The sequence below is a fragment of the Arthrobacter sp. MYb213 genome (genome assembly GCF_002979915.1).
GTDB lineage: Bacteria > Actinomycetota > Actinomycetes > Actinomycetales > Micrococcaceae > Glutamicibacter.
Map to the genome: position 1 here is coordinate 195,853 of NZ_PCQA01000003.1, position 16,545 is coordinate 212,397.

At 56.2% G+C, this 16,545-nt stretch carries 17 protein-coding genes; 12 read left to right on the forward strand and 5 right to left on the reverse strand.

The window, feature by feature from the left end:
* Positions 1-47: 47 nt before the first annotated feature.
* The 4 genes from CQ011_RS08485 to galE are packed head-to-tail and all read left to right on the forward strand — an operon-like array spanning position 48 to position 4,318.
* A complete protein-coding gene (locus CQ011_RS08485) occupies positions 48-986 on the forward strand; it encodes an aldose 1-epimerase family protein (RefSeq protein ID WP_105676675.1) in 939 nt (312 codons plus the stop codon).
* Positions 987-1,041: 55 nt separating this feature from the next.
* Positions 1,042-2,169 carry a galactose-1-phosphate uridylyltransferase gene (gene galT / locus CQ011_RS08490; RefSeq protein ID WP_105676679.1) on the forward strand — a complete coding sequence of 376 codons (1,128 nt, stop codon included), beginning with the start codon at positions 1,042-1,044 and terminating at the stop codon, positions 2,167-2,169.
* The gene (galK, locus tag CQ011_RS08495; protein WP_181148041.1) at positions 2,166-3,344 is read left to right on the forward strand and encodes a galactokinase; all 1,179 of its coding nucleotides are present in this window, start codon (positions 2,166-2,168) and stop codon (positions 3,342-3,344) included. Before galT ends, galK begins: the two co-directional genes overlap by 4 nt.
* The gene (gene galE / locus CQ011_RS08500; protein ID WP_105676685.1) at positions 3,341-4,318 is read left to right on the forward strand and encodes a UDP-glucose 4-epimerase GalE; all 978 of its coding nucleotides are present in this window, start codon (positions 3,341-3,343) and stop codon (positions 4,316-4,318) included. The genes galK and galE overlap by 4 nt, the downstream gene beginning before the upstream one ends.
* On the opposite strand, the gene CQ011_RS08505 is transcribed toward galE, so the two are convergent.
* Positions 4,315-5,109, reverse strand: coding sequence for a carbon-nitrogen hydrolase family protein (locus CQ011_RS08505; protein ID WP_105676687.1), 795 nt, complete (start codon positions 5,107-5,109; stop codon positions 4,315-4,317). The genes galE and CQ011_RS08505 overlap by 4 nt on opposite strands.
* Before the next feature lie 230 nt (positions 5,110-5,339).
* On the opposite strand from CQ011_RS08505, the gene CQ011_RS08510 reads away from it, so the two are divergent.
* Positions 5,340-5,924: a TetR family transcriptional regulator gene (locus CQ011_RS08510; protein WP_105676690.1), complete on the forward strand. Its 585-nt coding sequence runs from the start codon at positions 5,340-5,342 to the stop codon at positions 5,922-5,924.
* A 17-nt stretch (positions 5,925-5,941) separates the two neighbouring features.
* On the opposite strand, the gene CQ011_RS08515 is transcribed toward CQ011_RS08510, so the two are convergent.
* Entirely contained in the window at positions 5,942-6,976 is a 1,035-nt protein-coding gene (locus CQ011_RS08515) for an aldo/keto reductase (protein ID WP_105676694.1), read from the reverse strand.
* 170 nt (positions 6,977-7,146) lie between these two features.
* Positions 7,147-7,917: an IclR family transcriptional regulator gene (locus tag CQ011_RS08520; protein WP_105676698.1), complete on the reverse strand. Its 771-nt coding sequence runs from the start codon at positions 7,915-7,917 to the stop codon at positions 7,147-7,149.
* 211 nt (positions 7,918-8,128) lie between these two features.
* Here CQ011_RS08520 and CQ011_RS08525 point away from each other — a divergent pair, with 211 nt between their 5' ends.
* From CQ011_RS08525 to CQ011_RS08540, 4 genes are all read left to right on the forward strand, one after another.
* On the forward strand, positions 8,129-8,314 hold the full coding sequence (locus tag CQ011_RS08525; protein ID WP_105676701.1) for a hypothetical protein: 186 nt from the start codon (positions 8,129-8,131) through the stop codon (positions 8,312-8,314).
* A 64-nt stretch (positions 8,315-8,378) separates the two neighbouring features.
* Positions 8,379-10,010, forward strand: coding sequence for a malate synthase A (gene aceB / locus CQ011_RS08530; protein ID WP_105676705.1), 1,632 nt, complete (start codon positions 8,379-8,381; stop codon positions 10,008-10,010).
* Positions 10,007-11,260, forward strand: a complete 1,254-nt coding sequence (locus CQ011_RS08535) for a DUF6986 family protein (RefSeq protein ID WP_105676709.1) — start codon at positions 10,007-10,009, stop codon at positions 11,258-11,260. Before aceB ends, CQ011_RS08535 begins: the two co-directional genes overlap by 4 nt.
* Before the next feature lie 10 nt (positions 11,261-11,270).
* Positions 11,271-12,104 (forward strand): bifunctional allantoicase/(S)-ureidoglycine aminohydrolase, encoded by an 834-nt coding sequence (locus CQ011_RS08540; protein WP_105676713.1) that lies wholly within the window; start codon positions 11,271-11,273, stop codon positions 12,102-12,104.
* Between the two features lie 66 nt (positions 12,105-12,170).
* Here CQ011_RS08540 and CQ011_RS08545 read toward each other — a convergent pair whose 3' ends face one another.
* Positions 12,171-12,869 carry a maleylpyruvate isomerase family mycothiol-dependent enzyme gene (locus CQ011_RS08545; protein ID WP_105676717.1) on the reverse strand — a complete coding sequence of 233 codons (699 nt, stop codon included), beginning with the start codon at positions 12,867-12,869 and terminating at the stop codon, positions 12,171-12,173.
* A 155-nt stretch (positions 12,870-13,024) separates the two neighbouring features.
* Here CQ011_RS08545 and CQ011_RS08550 point away from each other — a divergent pair, with 155 nt between their 5' ends.
* From CQ011_RS08550 to CQ011_RS08560, 3 genes are all read left to right on the forward strand, one after another.
* Positions 13,025-13,594, forward strand: coding sequence for a plasmid pRiA4b ORF-3 family protein (locus CQ011_RS08550; protein ID WP_105676719.1), 570 nt, complete (start codon positions 13,025-13,027; stop codon positions 13,592-13,594).
* A gap of 450 nt (positions 13,595-14,044) precedes the next feature.
* Positions 14,045-14,323, forward strand: a complete 279-nt coding sequence (locus CQ011_RS08555; RefSeq protein ID WP_146112589.1) for a hypothetical protein — start codon at positions 14,045-14,047, stop codon at positions 14,321-14,323.
* 47 nt (positions 14,324-14,370) lie between these two features.
* On the forward strand, positions 14,371-16,131 hold the full coding sequence (locus CQ011_RS08560) for a plasmid pRiA4b ORF-3 family protein (protein WP_105676729.1): 1,761 nt from the start codon (positions 14,371-14,373) through the stop codon (positions 16,129-16,131).
* A gap of 93 nt (positions 16,132-16,224) precedes the next feature.
* Here CQ011_RS08560 and CQ011_RS17780 read toward each other — a convergent pair whose 3' ends face one another.
* On the reverse strand, positions 16,225-16,395 hold the full coding sequence (locus CQ011_RS17780; protein WP_181148042.1) for a hypothetical protein: 171 nt from the start codon (positions 16,393-16,395) through the stop codon (positions 16,225-16,227).
* Positions 16,396-16,545 lie beyond the last annotated feature (150 nt).

Consider the following 16,545-nt stretch of genomic DNA (forward strand, 5'->3'; position numbering starts at 1 on the left):
GGGTTCAGCTATGTCCCGGACACGGCAAAAACTAGGAAAGAAGAGACATGCAGACGGAATTGAAGGACCTCACCGCAAATGGGCAGCTGATCAACCTTGCAGCCCATGGCTACAGTGCGCAGATCGCCACCATCGGAGCCACCGTGGTGAGCCTGGAATATCGCCAGCGTCCGTTGGTGCGCAGTTTTGACCCGCAGTCACAACGTCCGGTGTACTCCGGCGCAACACTTGCCCCATGGCCAAACCGCGTTATCGACGGCCGGTACAGCTGGCAGGGCACCGAGTATCAACTACCTCTGACCGAGGTGACTCGCGGACACGCACTGCACGGGTTGGTGTACCTCTCCGATTTCTCGATTCTTAGCCAAAGTGCCGAACGGGTTGAATTAGAAGTATTGATCCCAAAGCAGGAAGGCTATCCCTTCGCCTTGCTGCTGCGCGTGAATTATCAGCTTGAGCCCTCCGGGCTACGCACTACCATCAACGCCACAAACCTAGGAGATCTTCAGGCTCCCTATGGTTTTGGCTCCCACTGCTATTTGGTGGCTCCCGGTGAACGCGCCGATGACTGGACACTGCATGTCCCGGCGCAACAAGTTCAGCAGGTCAGTGGCGAGAGACTGTTACCGGAAGAGGTAGTGGCGGTGGCCGAAACGGACCTTGATTTTAGGTCCCCGCGAATCATTGGGGACACCTTTATCGACCACGCGTTTACCGACTTGCAGAGCGCCGGCGGAGGGGACTACCGCGTTGAGCTCAGCGATCAGCACGGTGTGGGTAGTTACATCAGCTTTGATGAAAGCTGCCCATGGGTTCAGGTGCATACCGCAGATCAGCAAGACCTGGCATTAAACCGTACCGGCTTAGCCGTAGAACCCATGAGCTGTCCACCAGCAGCGTTTAACGATGGCATCGACGTCATTAGTTTGGCTCCCGGAGCTAGCCATCATGCCGCGTGGGTTATCGGCGCCATTCAACCAATCTAGAGCCCGCACCGGCAGTCTTTTTACCGCCTGGACCCATCCACTACTGGAGCAGCACATGCCACAGGGCACACAGCACCCTCGGTCACAGACCGCACACCGTACCCACCACCTGGCCGACGGTCGCGAAGCGATCTTCTTCGCCGACCACGGGCATACCGTTCCCGAGCAGGTCAGCGACCAGCGTGCGCTAGATCCTCGCGGGGAGCCTGGCGAATTACGTTTTGACCGGTTGACGGGGGACTGGGTGGCGGTGGCCGCACACCGTCAGGCCCGCACCTACCTTCCACCCAAGGAAGACTGCCCACTGTGCCCAAGTACCGAAACTCGGCACAGTGAAATTCCGGCCAGCGAATTTGATGTGGTCGTCTTCGAAAATCGTTTCCCCTCCCTGGGCCCGGCCCTTGGAGAAATCCCGGCACCCGCCGAGGCGGTCAAACTTCCGGCCGGCTCCGTCGCTGCGGTAGGTCGCTGTGAGGTAGTGGTCTTCACCTCCGACCATGCCGGATCCTTCGCCTCCTTGGATGACGACCGGGCCCGTACGGTCATCGACGCCTGGGTGCAACGCACCGAGGATCTCTCGGCGAAAACCGGAATCAAACAGGTTTTTGTTTTTGAAAATCGGGGACAGGATATCGGGGTGACCTTGCATCACCCGCACGGACAGATCTACGCCTACCCCTATGTCACACCGACCGCGCAGAAGATGGCCGAGCAAGCACGCAAACACTTGGCTTCCACCGGTAAAAACCTGATGGGCCAAATCCTGGAAGATGAACTTGCCGATGGTTCGCGAATCGTGAGTCAAGGCGAACACTTCACGGTATTCGTCCCCTACGCGTCGCGCTGGCCGTTAGAAGCGCATCTGGTCCCGCACCGTCAGGTACCTGACCTAGCTGCCTTGAATGAGGCAGAAAAAGCCGAGCTGGCCATCATGTATCGCGATTTAATGCGCCGTTTTGACGCGCTTTATGACACCCCTACTCCTTATATTGCTGCCTGGCATCAGGCGCCGCTCAACGCTGAGGACCGGGCGGCTTCGCGACTGCATCTACAGCTGACCAGTCCGCGCCGGGCGGCAGATAAACTCAAGTTCCTTGCCGGTTCCGAAGCAGCCATGGGTGCCTTCATCAATGACGTGCCCGCCGAGCAGACCGCGGCACGCCTGCGCGAGGTGAAACTGTGAACACCGCCTTTACCGCGCAGCGCGCCCAAGCGTTGCAGCAAAAATTTGTGGACACCTTTGGGCAAGCCCCTGACGGAATCTGGCGTGCGCCGGGACGCGTGAATCTCATCGGTGAACACACCGATTACAACCTTGGTTTTGTGCTGCCCTTTGCCATTGACAAGAACGCACTGGTGGCCGTGCGACGCAAAGCTGCCGACGATACTCAAAGCTACCAATTCGCTTCCACTTACGGTGCCCAAAGTACCGTGGAAATCACCGAGATTCTCCACCAAAATCTTGTACCAGGCGCGGTGCCCGGCTGGGCTGCCTACCCGGCTGCGGTTGCCTATGTTCTAGATCAGTTGCCACAGGTTCAGCTGGGCGGATTTGAACTGTTGGTTGATTCCAATGTTCCGGTAGGTTCGGGCCTCTCCTCCTCGCACGCCTTGGAGGTCGGAACCATTGTGGCGCTCAATGACCTCTTTGATTTGGGACTTAATCAGAAACAAATGGCACGGTTGACCCAACGTGCGGAGAACGAATTTGTGGGTGCACCTACGGGCATTATGGATCAAAGTGCGTCACTGATGTCCGGGGCGGAACATGCGCTGTTCTTAGATTGCCGAACCCTTGATTCACAACTCGTTCCGTTGCCGCTGGACGAACATCAGTTAGTGGTACTAGTGATCGATACCCGGGTGGAACACTCAAATTCTGACGGTGGTTACGGTGCGCGCCGGGCCAGCTGCGAACAAGCAGCCAGCGAGCTTGGAGTTGAATCCCTGCGAGATATCCAAGATGTTGGACAACTAGAAAATCTTGAACCATTGGTGCGGCGTCGAGCCACACACATCGTTACCGAGAATCAGCGGGTACTGCAAGCTGTTAAAGCACTACGTGCCGCAGATATGAACGCCGTTGGTCAATTGCTTAACGCCTCCCACATTTCGATGCGTGATGATTATGAAATTTCCTGCCCCGAACTGGACCTTGCAGTCAGTGTTGCGCAGGGCGCCGGAGCGCTAGGTGCGCGAATGACCGGTGGCGGGTTCGGTGGCAGCGCCATCGCGCTGATTTCCGAAGATAAGATCGACTTGGTGAGCGAATCGATCACTAAGGCTTTTGCTGGGGCCGGATACCGTAGCCCCTCCATATTCACGGTCATTGCAGATGAAGGTGCAGGAAGTCTATGAGTTGGTTAGTCACCGGCGGTGCCGGATATATCGGATCCCATGTGGTGCGTTGCCTCGATGAGGCAGGGCTTGCACCGGTCATCGTAGATTCCATGAGCAGTGGAATCCGCTCCTTTGCGCCTGCGCATGTGCCGTTTTACGAGGCGAGCGTGCTGGACCGCGCGGAACTGGTGCGCATTATGGAGGCGCATTCAATTACTGGGGTTATCCACTTGGCTGGTTACAAGTACGCGGGAGAATCAGTGAAATTCCCGTTGCTCACCTTTGAACAGAACGTCACCGGAACCGCCCGCCTCCTCGAAGCAATGCAAGAGGCGGGAGTGAAGAACATGGTCTTCTCCTCCTCCGCGGCAGTCTATGGAACACCAAGCGTTGCACTGGTTACCGAGCAGACCGCCACCGAACCGGAGTCACCTTACGGACAAAGCAAACTCATCGGAGAATGGCTGATTCGTGACCAGGGGATTGCCACCGGACTGAAGCACACCAGTCTGCGCTACTTTAATGTGGTGGGTTCTGGCTCCGAAGAGCTCTATGACGCGAGCCCGCACAACCTGTTCCCACTGGTATTCGCCGCGCTCAACTCCGGTGCCACACCAAAAATCTTCGGTACCGACTACGACACCACCGACGGAACCTGCGTGCGCGACTACGTGCACGTGGCAGACCTAGCGCTAGCCCATGTGGAAGCCGCTAAAAAGCTCGAAGCAGGCCAAGACTTGGAGCCGGTGTACAACCTCGGCTCGGGTGATGGATTGTCCGTACGAGAAATCATGGACGCCGTAGCGCGGGTGACCGGGAACCAGTTCCAGCCGTTGCTTGAACCGCGACGCCCCGGAGACCCTGCCCGAATTGTTGCCGACGGCCAGTTAGCTGCCCGCGATTTAGGTTGGGCCATGCGCCATAGCTTGGACCAGATGGTGGATAGCGCGTACCGGGCCTCACACGCGTTAACTCCCGCCAAGGAAGTCTAAAGATCTACGGCGTTTTTCAATACCGGTAGCTGCTCGCGGGCGGTCACCACTTCGTTCATATCCAGCTCCACTACTAGGAGTTCTGGGGCCGCGCCGGCCTGGGCGAGTACCTCGCCCAGCGGTCCTACCGCGATGGAGTGGCCGACCCCCAGCGGAGCGCTGCCCTTTGGCTCGTGTCCGATACTCAATGGGTCTGCTTGATCCACCGCGAGCACAAAGGTGGTCGAGTCCAAGGCGCGTGCTTGGGCCAATGCGGTCCATTGCTCGACTTTGCGTGCTCCGGCGCCCCAGGAAGCTGAGACGAGGTTGACCAGCGCTCCTTGTCTGGCATGGTGAGTGAAAAGCTGCGGGAAGCGGATGTCGTAACAGGTCGCCAAGCCGAAGGCGACCTCATCGATAACAAACTGCACCGGGCGCTCGCCGGGGGTCACCGTGTCCGATTCGGAGAAACCGAAGGCGTCGTAGAGATGAATCTTGTCGTAGTGGGTGTCGACATCGGGTCCGGTAACCAAGAGCGTATTGCGTACGTGCCCTGCGGTGCCTGGGGTGAACATTCCTACGACAATGTTGATTCCGATATCTCGGGCGAGCTGTTTTACGAGGGTGGCCCAGGGGCCACCTAGCGGTTCGGCGATGCCTGTCAGGGAATGGCCGAAACAGATCTGCATGGCCTCGGGGAAGAGCACCAATTTCGCGTCTTGGGCGGCTGCCTGCTTGGCGTAGTCGCGGATGATGGCGAGATTGTGCATCGGATTGGCGGAGCTAAGCACCTGTGCCATGGCGATTTTCATCTTAGGCAGTGTCCCTTCCCTGAGGTGTTCTGGCAATGCATACCTGCTGCTTCTGACTCTACGTAAGGATCTTGAGCACTGGCAATCCCGGCTCCACCACGTCACCCCTGAATTTTCTGCTGAGGGGAGCTCTTAAACCCACGAATCCCTAGATTTCGGGACAAAACGACACAAAAAGTGTGAGACGCAGTCTCATTGTTGGTTGATCATCTCAGAGTAGAGTTATTGTCATGAGCGTAAGCATGCGTACCAGGGTCCGAGCCAAAATGCGCTCCGAGCTCGCGCTGCAGATGTATCCCCTGTTTGTAGAACAGGGAGTTGAGACTGTCACCGCAGAACAAGCAGCTAAAGAAGCCGGTATTTCACGGGCAACGTTCTTCAGGTATTTCTCATCCAAAGAAGAAGCAGTCGTCACTGCCGTGCATGCTGTAGACACCGATTTAACGTCCGTGATGGAACAGCTAGAACCGCGCAGTGGAGAAAGCATTCTCGAAATGCTTCGGCGTTGTTTTGAAGCTTCCGTCATCGCCGTCGAGGCAGATGCGGCGACGGTTCGTGGCCGCACGCAACTGGTGCTTTCTTCACCTGCCTTGCGCGCGGCATGGTCAATGCAGCGCAGCGAGACGGTAAAGTCTCTGGCCCAGGCGCTGAATGAACACTGTGGAAATCTACGGTTAGCCCAAACCGCCACGGTGATCGCACTGACACTGCATGAGCATGCTTTGATGCGTTGGCTAGAAAGCGAAGAGGTCTCCTTTAGAGATGCCCTTGATGAGGCTTTCGACTATGCGGCCATGCTTGATACTCCGCGTTAGTTGAGTTTGAACGGAATCTAGCGTGTGCTCATCTGTTGTTCTTCGCGCCCTTTAGACACCGAGAAAATGTCTTTCTGGCGTTCGCCGGCAACTCGGTTTGCTAGTGCGTCCAAATCCGTTAGAGCTTGCGCGCTGAGTTTCAGAGAAATCGCAGAGACATTCTCGTCCAGGTGCGAGGTGTAGCGTGTGCCCGGAATTGGTGCCATGGCAACATTAAACTTACGGCCCTGCTCATAGACCCAGGCCAGTGATAGTTGCCCGGGGGTGATCTTTTCATCGCGTGCAATGGAGAAGATTTCGTCGCGAAGCGTGAGGTTAGAACCGATGTTTTGAGCTGCAAAGCGCGGGAAGTTATGTCGAATATCGTCTTCTGGTAGCTGATCCAATGATTCAGCGGCACCGTTAAAGAATCCGCGTCCGAGAGAGGCGTAGGGAACTACCCCGACCCCTAGTTCGCTTGCAGCGGGCAGTAACCACTTTTCAATATCGCGACTAAATAGCGAGTATTCCATTTGTATTGCGGTGATTGGGTGAACCTGATGGGCACGCTGTAGTTCGTGGGTCGTGACCTCGGACAGGCCAATGTGTTTGATCTTGCCTGCCTGTACTAGCTCGGCGTAGGCGCCGACGGTTTCCTCGATAGGAACGCGGCTGTCCACCCGGTGGTAGTAGTACAGATCAACTTCGTCGACGCCCAGGCGTTGTAAGCTCTCGTCCAAGCATTTTTTGATAAATGCAGGATCGCCATTTGCGCGTGGGTCTCCGGGGTTCTTGGGCCGAACGATACCTGCCTTGGTTGCGAGTGTGACCTCGTCTCGGCGTGTTTTGAGCACCTGAGAAAGCAGTGTTTCGCTATGCCCCGCACCGTAGATATTTGCGGTGTCCAGGAAGGTGACGCCGATATCCAATGCATGATTGATCATGCGCAGAGACTCGACGTCATCGGCTGAACCGTAGACGCCGCTGACCGACATGCACCCGAGTCCTTGTTCGGATACCTGCAGCCCTTGACCGAGATTGATGCTGGAAAGCGTTCGTTGATCCTGCGCCATGGTGTTCCTCTGGTTGCCGTCAGTTCCCTGTGCCGAGACTACCGGCCAAGGGGTAGTGTCCGGCAAGAAGTAATGCGCAATATGTCGACAGGTGAAGGCTGAACGAGCGCCCTACAAAGGAGGACAACGGAACCCAGCATTTACGAGGTTCTCTGATCAGTCGAGATCTACTAATCAGAGACAGCGATGAGCTGACGTCCGAGCTCCGCAGCGGCCTGGTGTAATTCGGGAACTGCTTGTTCGATAAATTCCTGATTGACACGGGTTACGGGCCCGGAGACAGAGATCGCCATCGGTGTTGGCGCTCCGGGGACCGGAACAGAAATGCAGCGAACACCTAATTCTTGTTCTTCATCATCCATTGCGTAACCGCGTTCGCGGGTGGCCTCCACATCGGTGAACAGCTTGCCGAGCGTGGTGATGGTCTTCGGGGTTTTTGCTGGCATTCCCGACTGCGAGACCAGGCGCTGTACGCGTTCGTCATCAAGTACGGAGAGTACCGCCTTGCCGACACCCGAGTTGTGCAACATCGCGCGGCGGCCAACTTCGGTGATCATGCGCATCGAGTGAGGGGACTGTGCTTGGGCAATATAGGTGACCATGTCGCCATCGAGTACTGCAATATTTGCTGATTCGCCCAGTTTCCCGACAAGTTCCTTCAAAACTGGCGAAGCTAGTGCGCCGAGCTGCCGATTAGCGACCTCGCCCAGACGGATTAAGCGTGGGCCTAGTGAATAGCGGCGGTTAGGAAGCTGACGAACGTAGCCGACGCCAACGAGAGTCCGCAATAAACGGTGAATCGTGGGTAGCGGCAATGGAGACTCGAGCGCTAGCTCGCTCAATGCTGCTTCTCCTCCGGCGCGGGCAATGACCTCTAGTAGTTCAAAGGCGCGTTCGACCGACTGGACTCCACTGGTTGTCTTTGTTGGGGTCTGTGTCATGTCTTGCTCCTAGTAACTTGAGGCACCGTTGAGATCCGCGAACTTCTGCAATGCGAAATCTTTCCCTTTAGATTACCGCTAAAACCGCAAAATATTCCACGATCCGAAAAAACTAGGCAGATTTATGTGAAGTGACAGGCAAAAAGCTCTTGCAATTTCATTTTATAGATAATAGTATCCACTATACGGAAACTTTTGGAGGAGGGGCGGAATGGCAGTCTTCAACGTAGAGCAGTCATCGATGATTCGAGTGCAAATTTCAGCCTCGAATTTGGCAACGAAGCTATTGACTACCGTCATCCAGACGGTCGTCGCAGAACACGCCAAACTCAACTCCGTACTCATTACCCCGCGGGTTGCACCGCAAGAGCAAAATTTCGGGTTCAGCCGTCTCTAGAGGCGAAAGAGTCCACCAGTAGAAAATGTCGCCGGAACACGACACCAACAGGTTAAGGAGCACCATGACCATCTCAATCTCACGCATCCCAGAGGTAGACGGAGCGGAAGAAATTCTCAGCATCGAGGCACTAGCCTTCATCGAGAAGCTGCATGAAAAGTTCGCGGACACCCGCAATGACCTGTTGAACGCACGTAACGTACGTCGCCAAGAATTCTCAGACGCTCGCGCCATCAACTTTGATCCGGAAACCGAGCACGTGCGCACCGGAGACTGGAAGGTCGCCGAAGCGCCGGAAGAGTTGCGCGACCGCCGTGTGGAAATCACCGGTCCGGCCTCCCCGGCCAAAATGGCCATCAACGCACTGAACTCGGGCGCGAAGGTCTGGTTGGCGGACTTAGAAGATGCTTCCACCCCTAACTGGTCAAATGTCATCGATGCGATCGCTAACCTGTCAGCCGCCGCCCGTGGCACCTTAGCCTTCACCGATGAGAAGAGCGGCAAGTCCTACGCACTGCGCACCGACGCCCCACGCGCTGTCGTAGTAGTGCGCCCACGTGGATGGCACCTGCCAGAAAATAACGTGCTGATCAATGGCAAACCTGCCATTGGCGCGCTGGTGGACTTCGGTCTGCACTTCTTCCACAACGCTAAGGTGCTCGCCGAGTCCGGCCAAGGCCCGTTCTACTACCTGCCAAAGATGGAGCACTACCTGGAGGTACGCCTGTGGAATGAGGTCTTCACCTTCGCTCAGGAACAGCTCGGCATTGATTACGGCACCGTGCGTGCCACGATGCTCATTGAAACCATCCCGGCAGCATTCCAGATGGAAGAATTCCTCTACGAACTACGCGACCACGTTTCGGGACTGAACGCCGGACGCTGGGACTACCTCTTCTCGATTATCAAGACCTTCCGTGAAGCCGGCGAAGCGTTCATCATGCCTGACCGCTCCGCGGTCTCGATGACCGCGCCAATGATGCGCGCCTACACCGAACTGTTGGTGAAGACCTGCCACAAGCGTGGTGCCTTCGCCATGGGTGGCATGGCAGCCTTCATCCCGAACCGCCGTGAACCAGAAGTCACCGCCGCAGCCTTTGCGAAGGTCCGTGAGGATAAAACCCGCGAGGCCAACGACGGATTTGATGGTTCTTGGGTGGCCCACCCGGATCTGGTGGACATCTGCAAGGAAATCTTCGATTCGGTGCTCGAGGACAAGCCAAACCAGATCGATCGTCAACGCCCAGAAGTTGAGGTCACTGCCGCTCAGCTTCTAGACATCGCTAGTGCACCCGGAGATGTCACCGAGGCAGGCGTGCGCGCTAACCTCTACGTCGCGGTGAACTATGTGGCCGTGTGGCTTTCGGGTAATGGTGCGGTCGCCATCCACAACCTGATGGAAGACGCCGCCACCGCAGAAATTTCTCGCTCACAGATCTGGCAGCAGATCCGCAACAAGGTTGTTGCCGCTGATACCGGTAACACCATCACCGGGCAGTTGGTCTCCGGCATCTTGGCGGAAGAAGTTGAACGCCTGCGTTCGGAAGTAAATAACGAGGAACAGTTCACCGCCTACTACCAGCCGGCAGCTGAGCTGATCGCACGCCTGACCAGCGGTAAGGACGAGGACTTTGCCGACTTCTTGACCACTCCAGCCTACGAACTATTGGATAAGGAATTCGTGACCAAACCATGAGTAATCTCTTCGATGAGTCAACCCTCGCTGCCGTAGAAGCGCAGCTGGCCGACACCGACAAGCTCTTGCGTGAGAACTATCCAGGCGATAGTGGGGCACGTCAGCCGGTGCACACCGTGTATGTGCCCGGGGACCGTTTCACCGGCGAACTTGCCGCGCAGTGGGGAGCTAACGCGCTCACGGCCGCCGGGGGAGCTGCGGGGTTGCGTGAACTAGCCACCCGGTTAGGTTATGCGCAACCAGAGAAGCTCGGTGCCCTGGTGGCGGCCAAGCTTGAGGGTGAACCCATCGAAGATTTACGCCTCGACTTTGAGGATGGTTACGGCAATAGGCCGGATGCCGAGGAGGACGCGCATGCACTTGCCGCCGCCGACTCGGTATCCGCCGCCGTGGCCGCCGGGCAAGCACCTGCCTGCATCGGTATTCGCTTTAAATGCTTCGAAGCCCCCACCCGGGCCCGTGGCATCCGCACCCTTGACTTATTTATATCTCGGCTCGTGGCCAACGGTGAGTTACCTGCAGGATTACGCTTGACCCTGCCCAAGGTCAGTACGGTCGCGCAAGTCCAGGCGATGGTATTCCTCGCAGAAAAGCTTGAAGCAAACCACGGGTTGGATGCCGGACGGATCCGCTTTGAGGTGCAGGTGGAAACCCCGCAGGCAATTATTGCCGCGGATGGAACCCACCCGGTAGCCCAATTGATCCATGCAGGTAGGGGCAGAGTCTCCTCACTGCACTACGGAACTTATGATTACTCGGCGTCGCTGTCGGTAGCTGCCGCCTACCAGTCCATGGAACATCCGGTCGCGGACTTCGCCAAGGATGTCATGCAGGTTGCTGTGGCCGGCACCGGGGTAGAACTCTCAGATGGGTCCACCAATATCATCCCTGCAGGCGACCCGGAGAATGTTGCCGCCGCTTGGGCCTTGCACGCTCGCTTGGTGCGCCGCCACCTGGAACGAGGAATTTATCAGGGCTGGGATATGCACGCCAACCACCTGCCTACCCGTTACCTCGCGACCTTCGCGTTCTTCCGCGAAGGGTTGACTGCCGCGGCCACACGGCTGCGCAACTACGTACACCAGATCGACTCGACGATCATGGACGAACCTGCCACCGCCAGGGCCTTGGCCCGTTATATCCACCGCGGACTCAGCTGCGGCGCGGTGAGCGTGGAGGAAGTCCAAGAACTTGCCCAGATCTCGGCCGCCGAGCTTGAAGCCATCGCCTTAAACCGAACACATGCCTAGGAGGAAAATCATGACTGCAGCAGCCACACACAAAGCACCGTATTACACGAACTTCGGTGGCCACCCGCCACAAACCGAACTCTTGACCGATCGCGCCATCGTGACCGAGGCCTACACCGTCATTCCCAAGGGCGTTTTGCGTGACATCGTCACCAGTGTGTTCCCCGAATGGAGCAACACCCGTGCCTGGGTGCTCAACCGTCCGATAGCCGGAGGCGCGACTACTTTCTCCCAGTCAATCCTTGAAGTTTCTCCCGGCGGAGCCGCTGCCAAGCCGGAACCACAGGCCGAAGTTTCGGGATTTATCTTTGTTCTCGGCGGGGAACTGACCTTGGTAATCGAGGGACAAGAGCATGTGTTGGTTGATGGAGGTTACGCCTATCTGCCTGCCGGAGCTACCTGGTCAGCCCGCAACGACGGCGCCGAAGTGGCAAGTTTCCACTGGATCCGCAAACGTTATGAACCGGTGGCAGGTATTGCCGCCCCGGGTCCGGTAGTGGGCAACGAACGCGACGTGGAACCAGGGCAAATGCCTGGCACCGAGGGTAAATGGCGGACCACCAGGATGCTGGATCCGAACGATATCGCCTTCGACTTTGGCGTGAATATCGTGACCTTTGAGCCGGGAGCCTCGATTCCCTTCGCGGAAACTCACGTGATGGAACATGGCCTGTATGTGCTTGAAGGTAAGGGCGTTTACCGGTTGAACGGTGACTGGGTGGAGGTGGAGGCCGGGGACTACATGTCACTGCGCGCCTTCTGCCCACAGGCTTGTTACGCCGGGGGACCGAGTAACTTCCGCTACCTGTTGTACAAGGATCAGAACCGTCAGGTGGCTTTGTAGGCCACTAAAAAATGGAGGCTGTGGAACTCGATGAGTTCCACAGCCTCCAGTAGGTCTGTGCTGGTGCTACCAGGCAGGCAGAACCGGGATTGGGCCATCGGCTTCAATGTGCCGGGCCTGGCCGCGGGCCAGCCACTCGATGAAACCTTCACGGTCTGAACGAACTTGCAGCGAACCGTCGCCGATAACCCACTCGTCACCTTCTTCGCTTAGTAGCGTCATGCCCGGGGCGTTCTTCACGCGCATGGTGCGCACTGCTGCCTCGACGGCGTTCTCCTGTGAATCAGGATCGGCTTCTTCGATAGTCCATGCGGTTTGAAGGTCATGGTGGTGGATGACTACCTCCGCGATGCGCAGTGCCACGATGGATGTTGCAGGGATGATCTTGCCGTGCAGATCAACCTCGTCAACGGCTAATTCGCCGGTGAGACGTTCGGACTGTTCGGCGAAGTAGGTGGCTGCGTCGCGGAAGCGGGTAAGTAGTTCTTCGCCAGGTAACGCGGCAAGTTCGGCAATCTCCGCGTTGCGTGCCTCGGTGGACGCGTAAAGCTGCTGTGGTTCGCCACTGATCGCCCAATCGATGAGCTTGACCAGGGTGCGACCATTGGAGGCCAGGTGGGCGATGACGTGGGCGCGGCTCCAACCCTCGCAGAGGGAGTCGGCTGCAAGTTCTTCTGCAGATAACGTGTCAATCGTGGCCATCATCATTGAGGTTTCACGGTTCAGGCGGGACAGGTCTGAGTGCAATCGAGCGGTGTTGATCATGGTGTCACCCTACCAACGTGGGGTTTGAAATAGCACGGGAAAGTCGTTCTATATCAAAGGAGTATCGCCGCGAACTTGGGAAGTTCTATTCGGTGCGCGGCGCGCAACAATCCAGTATTGAAGATTAGCTATCTAATGTTCAGGAGTAAGAGCTGATGAGCTCAAAACCTTCGGTAATACAGTTGAAACTAAAAATAAGGGACACCAGCCCGCCTATCTGGCGCAGGGTGTTGGTTCCGTCATCGATGCGACTAGACCAGCTGCACCAAGTGATCCAATACAGCTTCGGTTGGTACGACGCGCACCCGCACCAGTTTGAACTTGATGGTGTTCATGGTGTTAGCTACGGCGCCCCGGATTCTGAGATTATCTCGGACGTTGATGAATCCACCGTGTTCCTTGGAGATCTTCCCTGGTCTCGACGAGGCATCCTCGATTACGTGTATGACTTCGGCGATTACTGGGAAGTGCGCATTGAGCTAGAACAGGTGCTCTTTGATGACAGCGATGATCTGCCACGCTGCATCGGCGGGCGCCGTATGGCCCCGCGAGAAGATTCCGGCGGCCCGCTGGGCTGGGCCATGGTTATCGAAGCGCTAAAAGATCCAAACCATCCTGACCTTGCGGAGTACCGCGAGTGGCTATTGCTCCGTGAAGGTGAGCAGTTTGATGCCGCACTTTTTGATAAGCAACAAATCAACGAAATGTTCGACTACGCACGCTAGGTACCGACCTATATGCAGTGAGCCTGTGGATAAACGTGTAAAAAATCGAGCGTATTTTTTACACGTTTATCTGACATGTAAAAAACCTTTACATGTTTTTCTAGTGCCCTTTACGCGCTCTCGCTCTGTCCATCAGACTCACTTGCGGCAGCCCGATCAGACTGGTTCATGATCTTGAAGATACGAACCACACTTTCTTCGGGGAACAACGCTCCAGGACCATGGGGGCTATATCCGTACACCGTGGGTCATAGGGGCCTACGGTCGTAATTTTTCCATCACGGGTCAGCTGGGTGACGATCATGTTGATCGGATTTGGTTGGCGGGTGCTCAGCGTCGTAAAAGAAATGAAGTCGGCGCAAGCCTCTTGGGCGGCTTCGCGTTCTAACTCCGAAAGTGAACGGATGAATCCAGCCAGATCGCCGTCGGATGCTCGCGCGAGGTGCCGCATTGCATGAGAGCCACCCAGAAGTGTTTGCCGACCTAAAACCATTACATCGGTGGACCGAGCATAACGTTTGTCGTCAATTGGAAAAACTGGCAGAACTCGGAGTCGTCGCAATCGTCACTCATTATCAGGCAGATCAGGCACTGACCGAAAGCTACGATTTGTTCACCATGTACACCATGCAGGAGCAGCTGACCGAAAACGGTGAAGGTGGCTTCATGGAGAAATGGGCCAAGAAACTTCTTAGGTTCCAGAACGACAGCGACAGTAAACGCCGCTAAGAACCATTAGCCTTGAAACAAAGCTGTCGGTGTATGAAGGAATCGTTGTGGCCAAGAACAAAAAGAAGCAACCAAAGCAGGGGCACCCGGGTCGTAGCCAACAGGCCATCGTCTCGGTGGGGCAGGTCAAGATTGATCGTGGAATTGATGCGATGACGCCTGAGTTCGTGCGCTGGTATAGCCAATTTGATGTGGACACGGAGACCTCATTAGTGGTGCTGGCCGCGGTTCGGGAGACTTTGTATGGGTATGCCGATAACGCCCCGTTGGATTCGGTGACCGCATTCGACGTGCGTCCGCTCTTCGCCGCCATCGAGGAATTAATCGAGTTCCAATCTGGCTTTGAACCAGCCGAGCAAGCCGATCAGATGCGTGGATTGATCCACATGGCTTGGGCGGACTATCTTGATTACCTCGAAGAGATGGGTCTCTGGGAAAAGAGCACCCAAGATTTGCAGTGGTTGCGGAGCAAACTTGAGGTGTCTAATCTTTTTGCGACAGAAGACCTCGAAGTATCTGTAGCAAAGGGTGAGCTTGAAGATCTTCTGCTGACCGACATGACGAAGCCTGCACTGGTGGATTTGGCCCGAAGCTTCGCACAGTGGTGCGCCAATGCAACAGGATCCGTTCAAGGAAGAATTCTTGACGAAGATTTCATCCCCCATGCACCGAAAGCGCTCAATGACGGGGTGCTCAAGACACTGAACACCGAGCAGGCTGAGCAGGTCCTGACCTTCACCTTCATGGGGTTGTTGAGAGCCGAAGTAGTTGCGCTCGAAGCACCAAATCAGTTATCTGCCGGCGCCAGGTTCTCTGAGTTCCAAAAATCAGCTGGTGAGCTGGCCTTTGCGACGATGTACATGTTCCTGCAGAGTTTCCTCGACGCCTACCTTGAAATGCCTGAAGACACCGATCCGGTGGTGGTCGAGACGTGGGGTCTGGCCAACCTGTGGATACTTGAAGGTATCGAAGCTGGAGGGCATGAAGTCGCAGAACCTCGCGACGAACAATTTTCCGCCACCGTGTGGGACGCCGCCCATCAACGCATGGCAGTATTGCGCACACTGGGGCTCGTCGAGGAGGGAGAATATTATTCACTTCCCGGCTTCGTCGCAGCATTCTTGACCGACATTGATGAAGAGACAGAGGACGAAAACTTGACTGAACAGAACCTGGACTCGAAGTGGGAAGAGCTTTTGGCAATGCTCCCGGACGAACCGCAACGCGTGAAGCGCGAAGAGCCATATACCGGCAAAGTGCTACAGCTCAAGCTTGGATTACAGGCAACCAAGCCACCGATCTGGCGCAGAGTTCTAGTGCCGATGGATCTGCACTTAGGCGACCTGCACGATATTATTCAGGCAAGTTTCGACTGGTACGACGGACATCTGCACGAGTTCCGCTCCGGCGGATATAAAGGCACCAGCTATGGGCCCGAAATTGAGGACATGGAATACGACGAAGTCGAGGATGGCTTCCTTGTGTCCGAGCTTCTCAAGGCAGAGAAAGACCGCCTAGATTACGCCTACGACTTTGGTGACGGCTGGGAAGTGCGCATTGATGTAGAAAAGGTCCTCGACTCTGCCGAAGGCCAGCTTCCACGTTGTACCGGAGGACGCCGCATGGCGCCCCTTGAAGATAGCGGTGGACCCTGGGGTTGGGCAGAAATGCTCAAGGCTATGAAGGACCCAGCTCATGAAGAACATGGCGAAGTCTCGGAATGGTTTGAAGAGATGGGCGTGGACGAGATTGATCCTGCGGCCTTTAGCATCGAAGAGATCAACGAGGCCCTGGAACTCGAGTTCTAACTTCTAAAAAACAGCAGGACCAAAATAAAGTTCCCCATTGGTGACATCAAATTCTGATGCCCCCAATGGGGAACGAATGCGCTTATGGGTCGGTTATCGCTGGGATTCTTCGGGACTGACATCTGTTGCAGGACCAGCGGGGGTTGCCCCACCTTCATCGGTCCAGTCATGTCCCGCTTCATCGGAAAGCGCGGGATCCGAAATATGATCCTCCAGCGTCTGATCCGAAGTATCGGTGGAATTCGTTGGGACGCTTTCTTTCATACATCTCCCTATGCTCGAACTTCCGCCGCCAACCTCTTGCCTGCCAATAATGACCAAGGACTAAGGGGTCGAGCGATCCTTACCCGGCCAATCTAGCACTGCACTGAGAGGTTTGCGAGCGTTCTAAGAAAGCTCTCAGCTAACTGATCA

Bases quoted from the DNA above. Each gene is read 5' to 3' on its own strand.
- CQ011_RS08485 (WP_105676675.1), top strand. From the start codon at position 48: ATGCAGACGGAATTGAAGGACCTCACCGCAAATGGGCAGCTGATCAAC.
- galT (WP_105676679.1), top strand. From the start codon at position 1,042: ATGCCACAGGGCACACAGCACCCTCGGTCACAGACCGCACACCGTACC.
- galE (WP_105676685.1), top strand. From the start codon at position 3,341: ATGAGTTGGTTAGTCACCGGCGGTGCCGGATATATCGGATCCCATGTG.
- CQ011_RS08505 (WP_105676687.1), bottom strand. From the start codon at position 5,109: ATGAAAATCGCCATGGCACAGGTGCTTAGCTCCGCCAATCCGATGCAC.
- CQ011_RS08510 (WP_105676690.1), top strand. From the start codon at position 5,340: ATGAGCGTAAGCATGCGTACCAGGGTCCGAGCCAAAATGCGCTCCGAG.
- CQ011_RS08515 (WP_105676694.1), bottom strand. From the start codon at position 6,976: ATGGCGCAGGATCAACGAACGCTTTCCAGCATCAATCTCGGTCAAGGG.
- CQ011_RS08520 (WP_105676698.1), bottom strand. From the start codon at position 7,917: ATGACACAGACCCCAACAAAGACAACCAGTGGAGTCCAGTCGGTCGAA.
- CQ011_RS08525 (WP_105676701.1), top strand. From the start codon at position 8,129: ATGGCAGTCTTCAACGTAGAGCAGTCATCGATGATTCGAGTGCAAATT.
- aceB (WP_105676705.1), top strand. From the start codon at position 8,379: ATGACCATCTCAATCTCACGCATCCCAGAGGTAGACGGAGCGGAAGAA.
- CQ011_RS08535 (WP_105676709.1), top strand. From the start codon at position 10,007: ATGAGTAATCTCTTCGATGAGTCAACCCTCGCTGCCGTAGAAGCGCAG.
- CQ011_RS08540 (WP_105676713.1), top strand. From the start codon at position 11,271: ATGACTGCAGCAGCCACACACAAAGCACCGTATTACACGAACTTCGGT.
- CQ011_RS08545 (WP_105676717.1), bottom strand. From the start codon at position 12,869: ATGATCAACACCGCTCGATTGCACTCAGACCTGTCCCGCCTGAACCGT.
- CQ011_RS08550 (WP_105676719.1), top strand. From the start codon at position 13,025: ATGAGCTCAAAACCTTCGGTAATACAGTTGAAACTAAAAATAAGGGAC.
- CQ011_RS17780 (WP_181148042.1), bottom strand. From the start codon at position 16,395: ATGAAAGAAAGCGTCCCAACGAATTCCACCGATACTTCGGATCAGACG.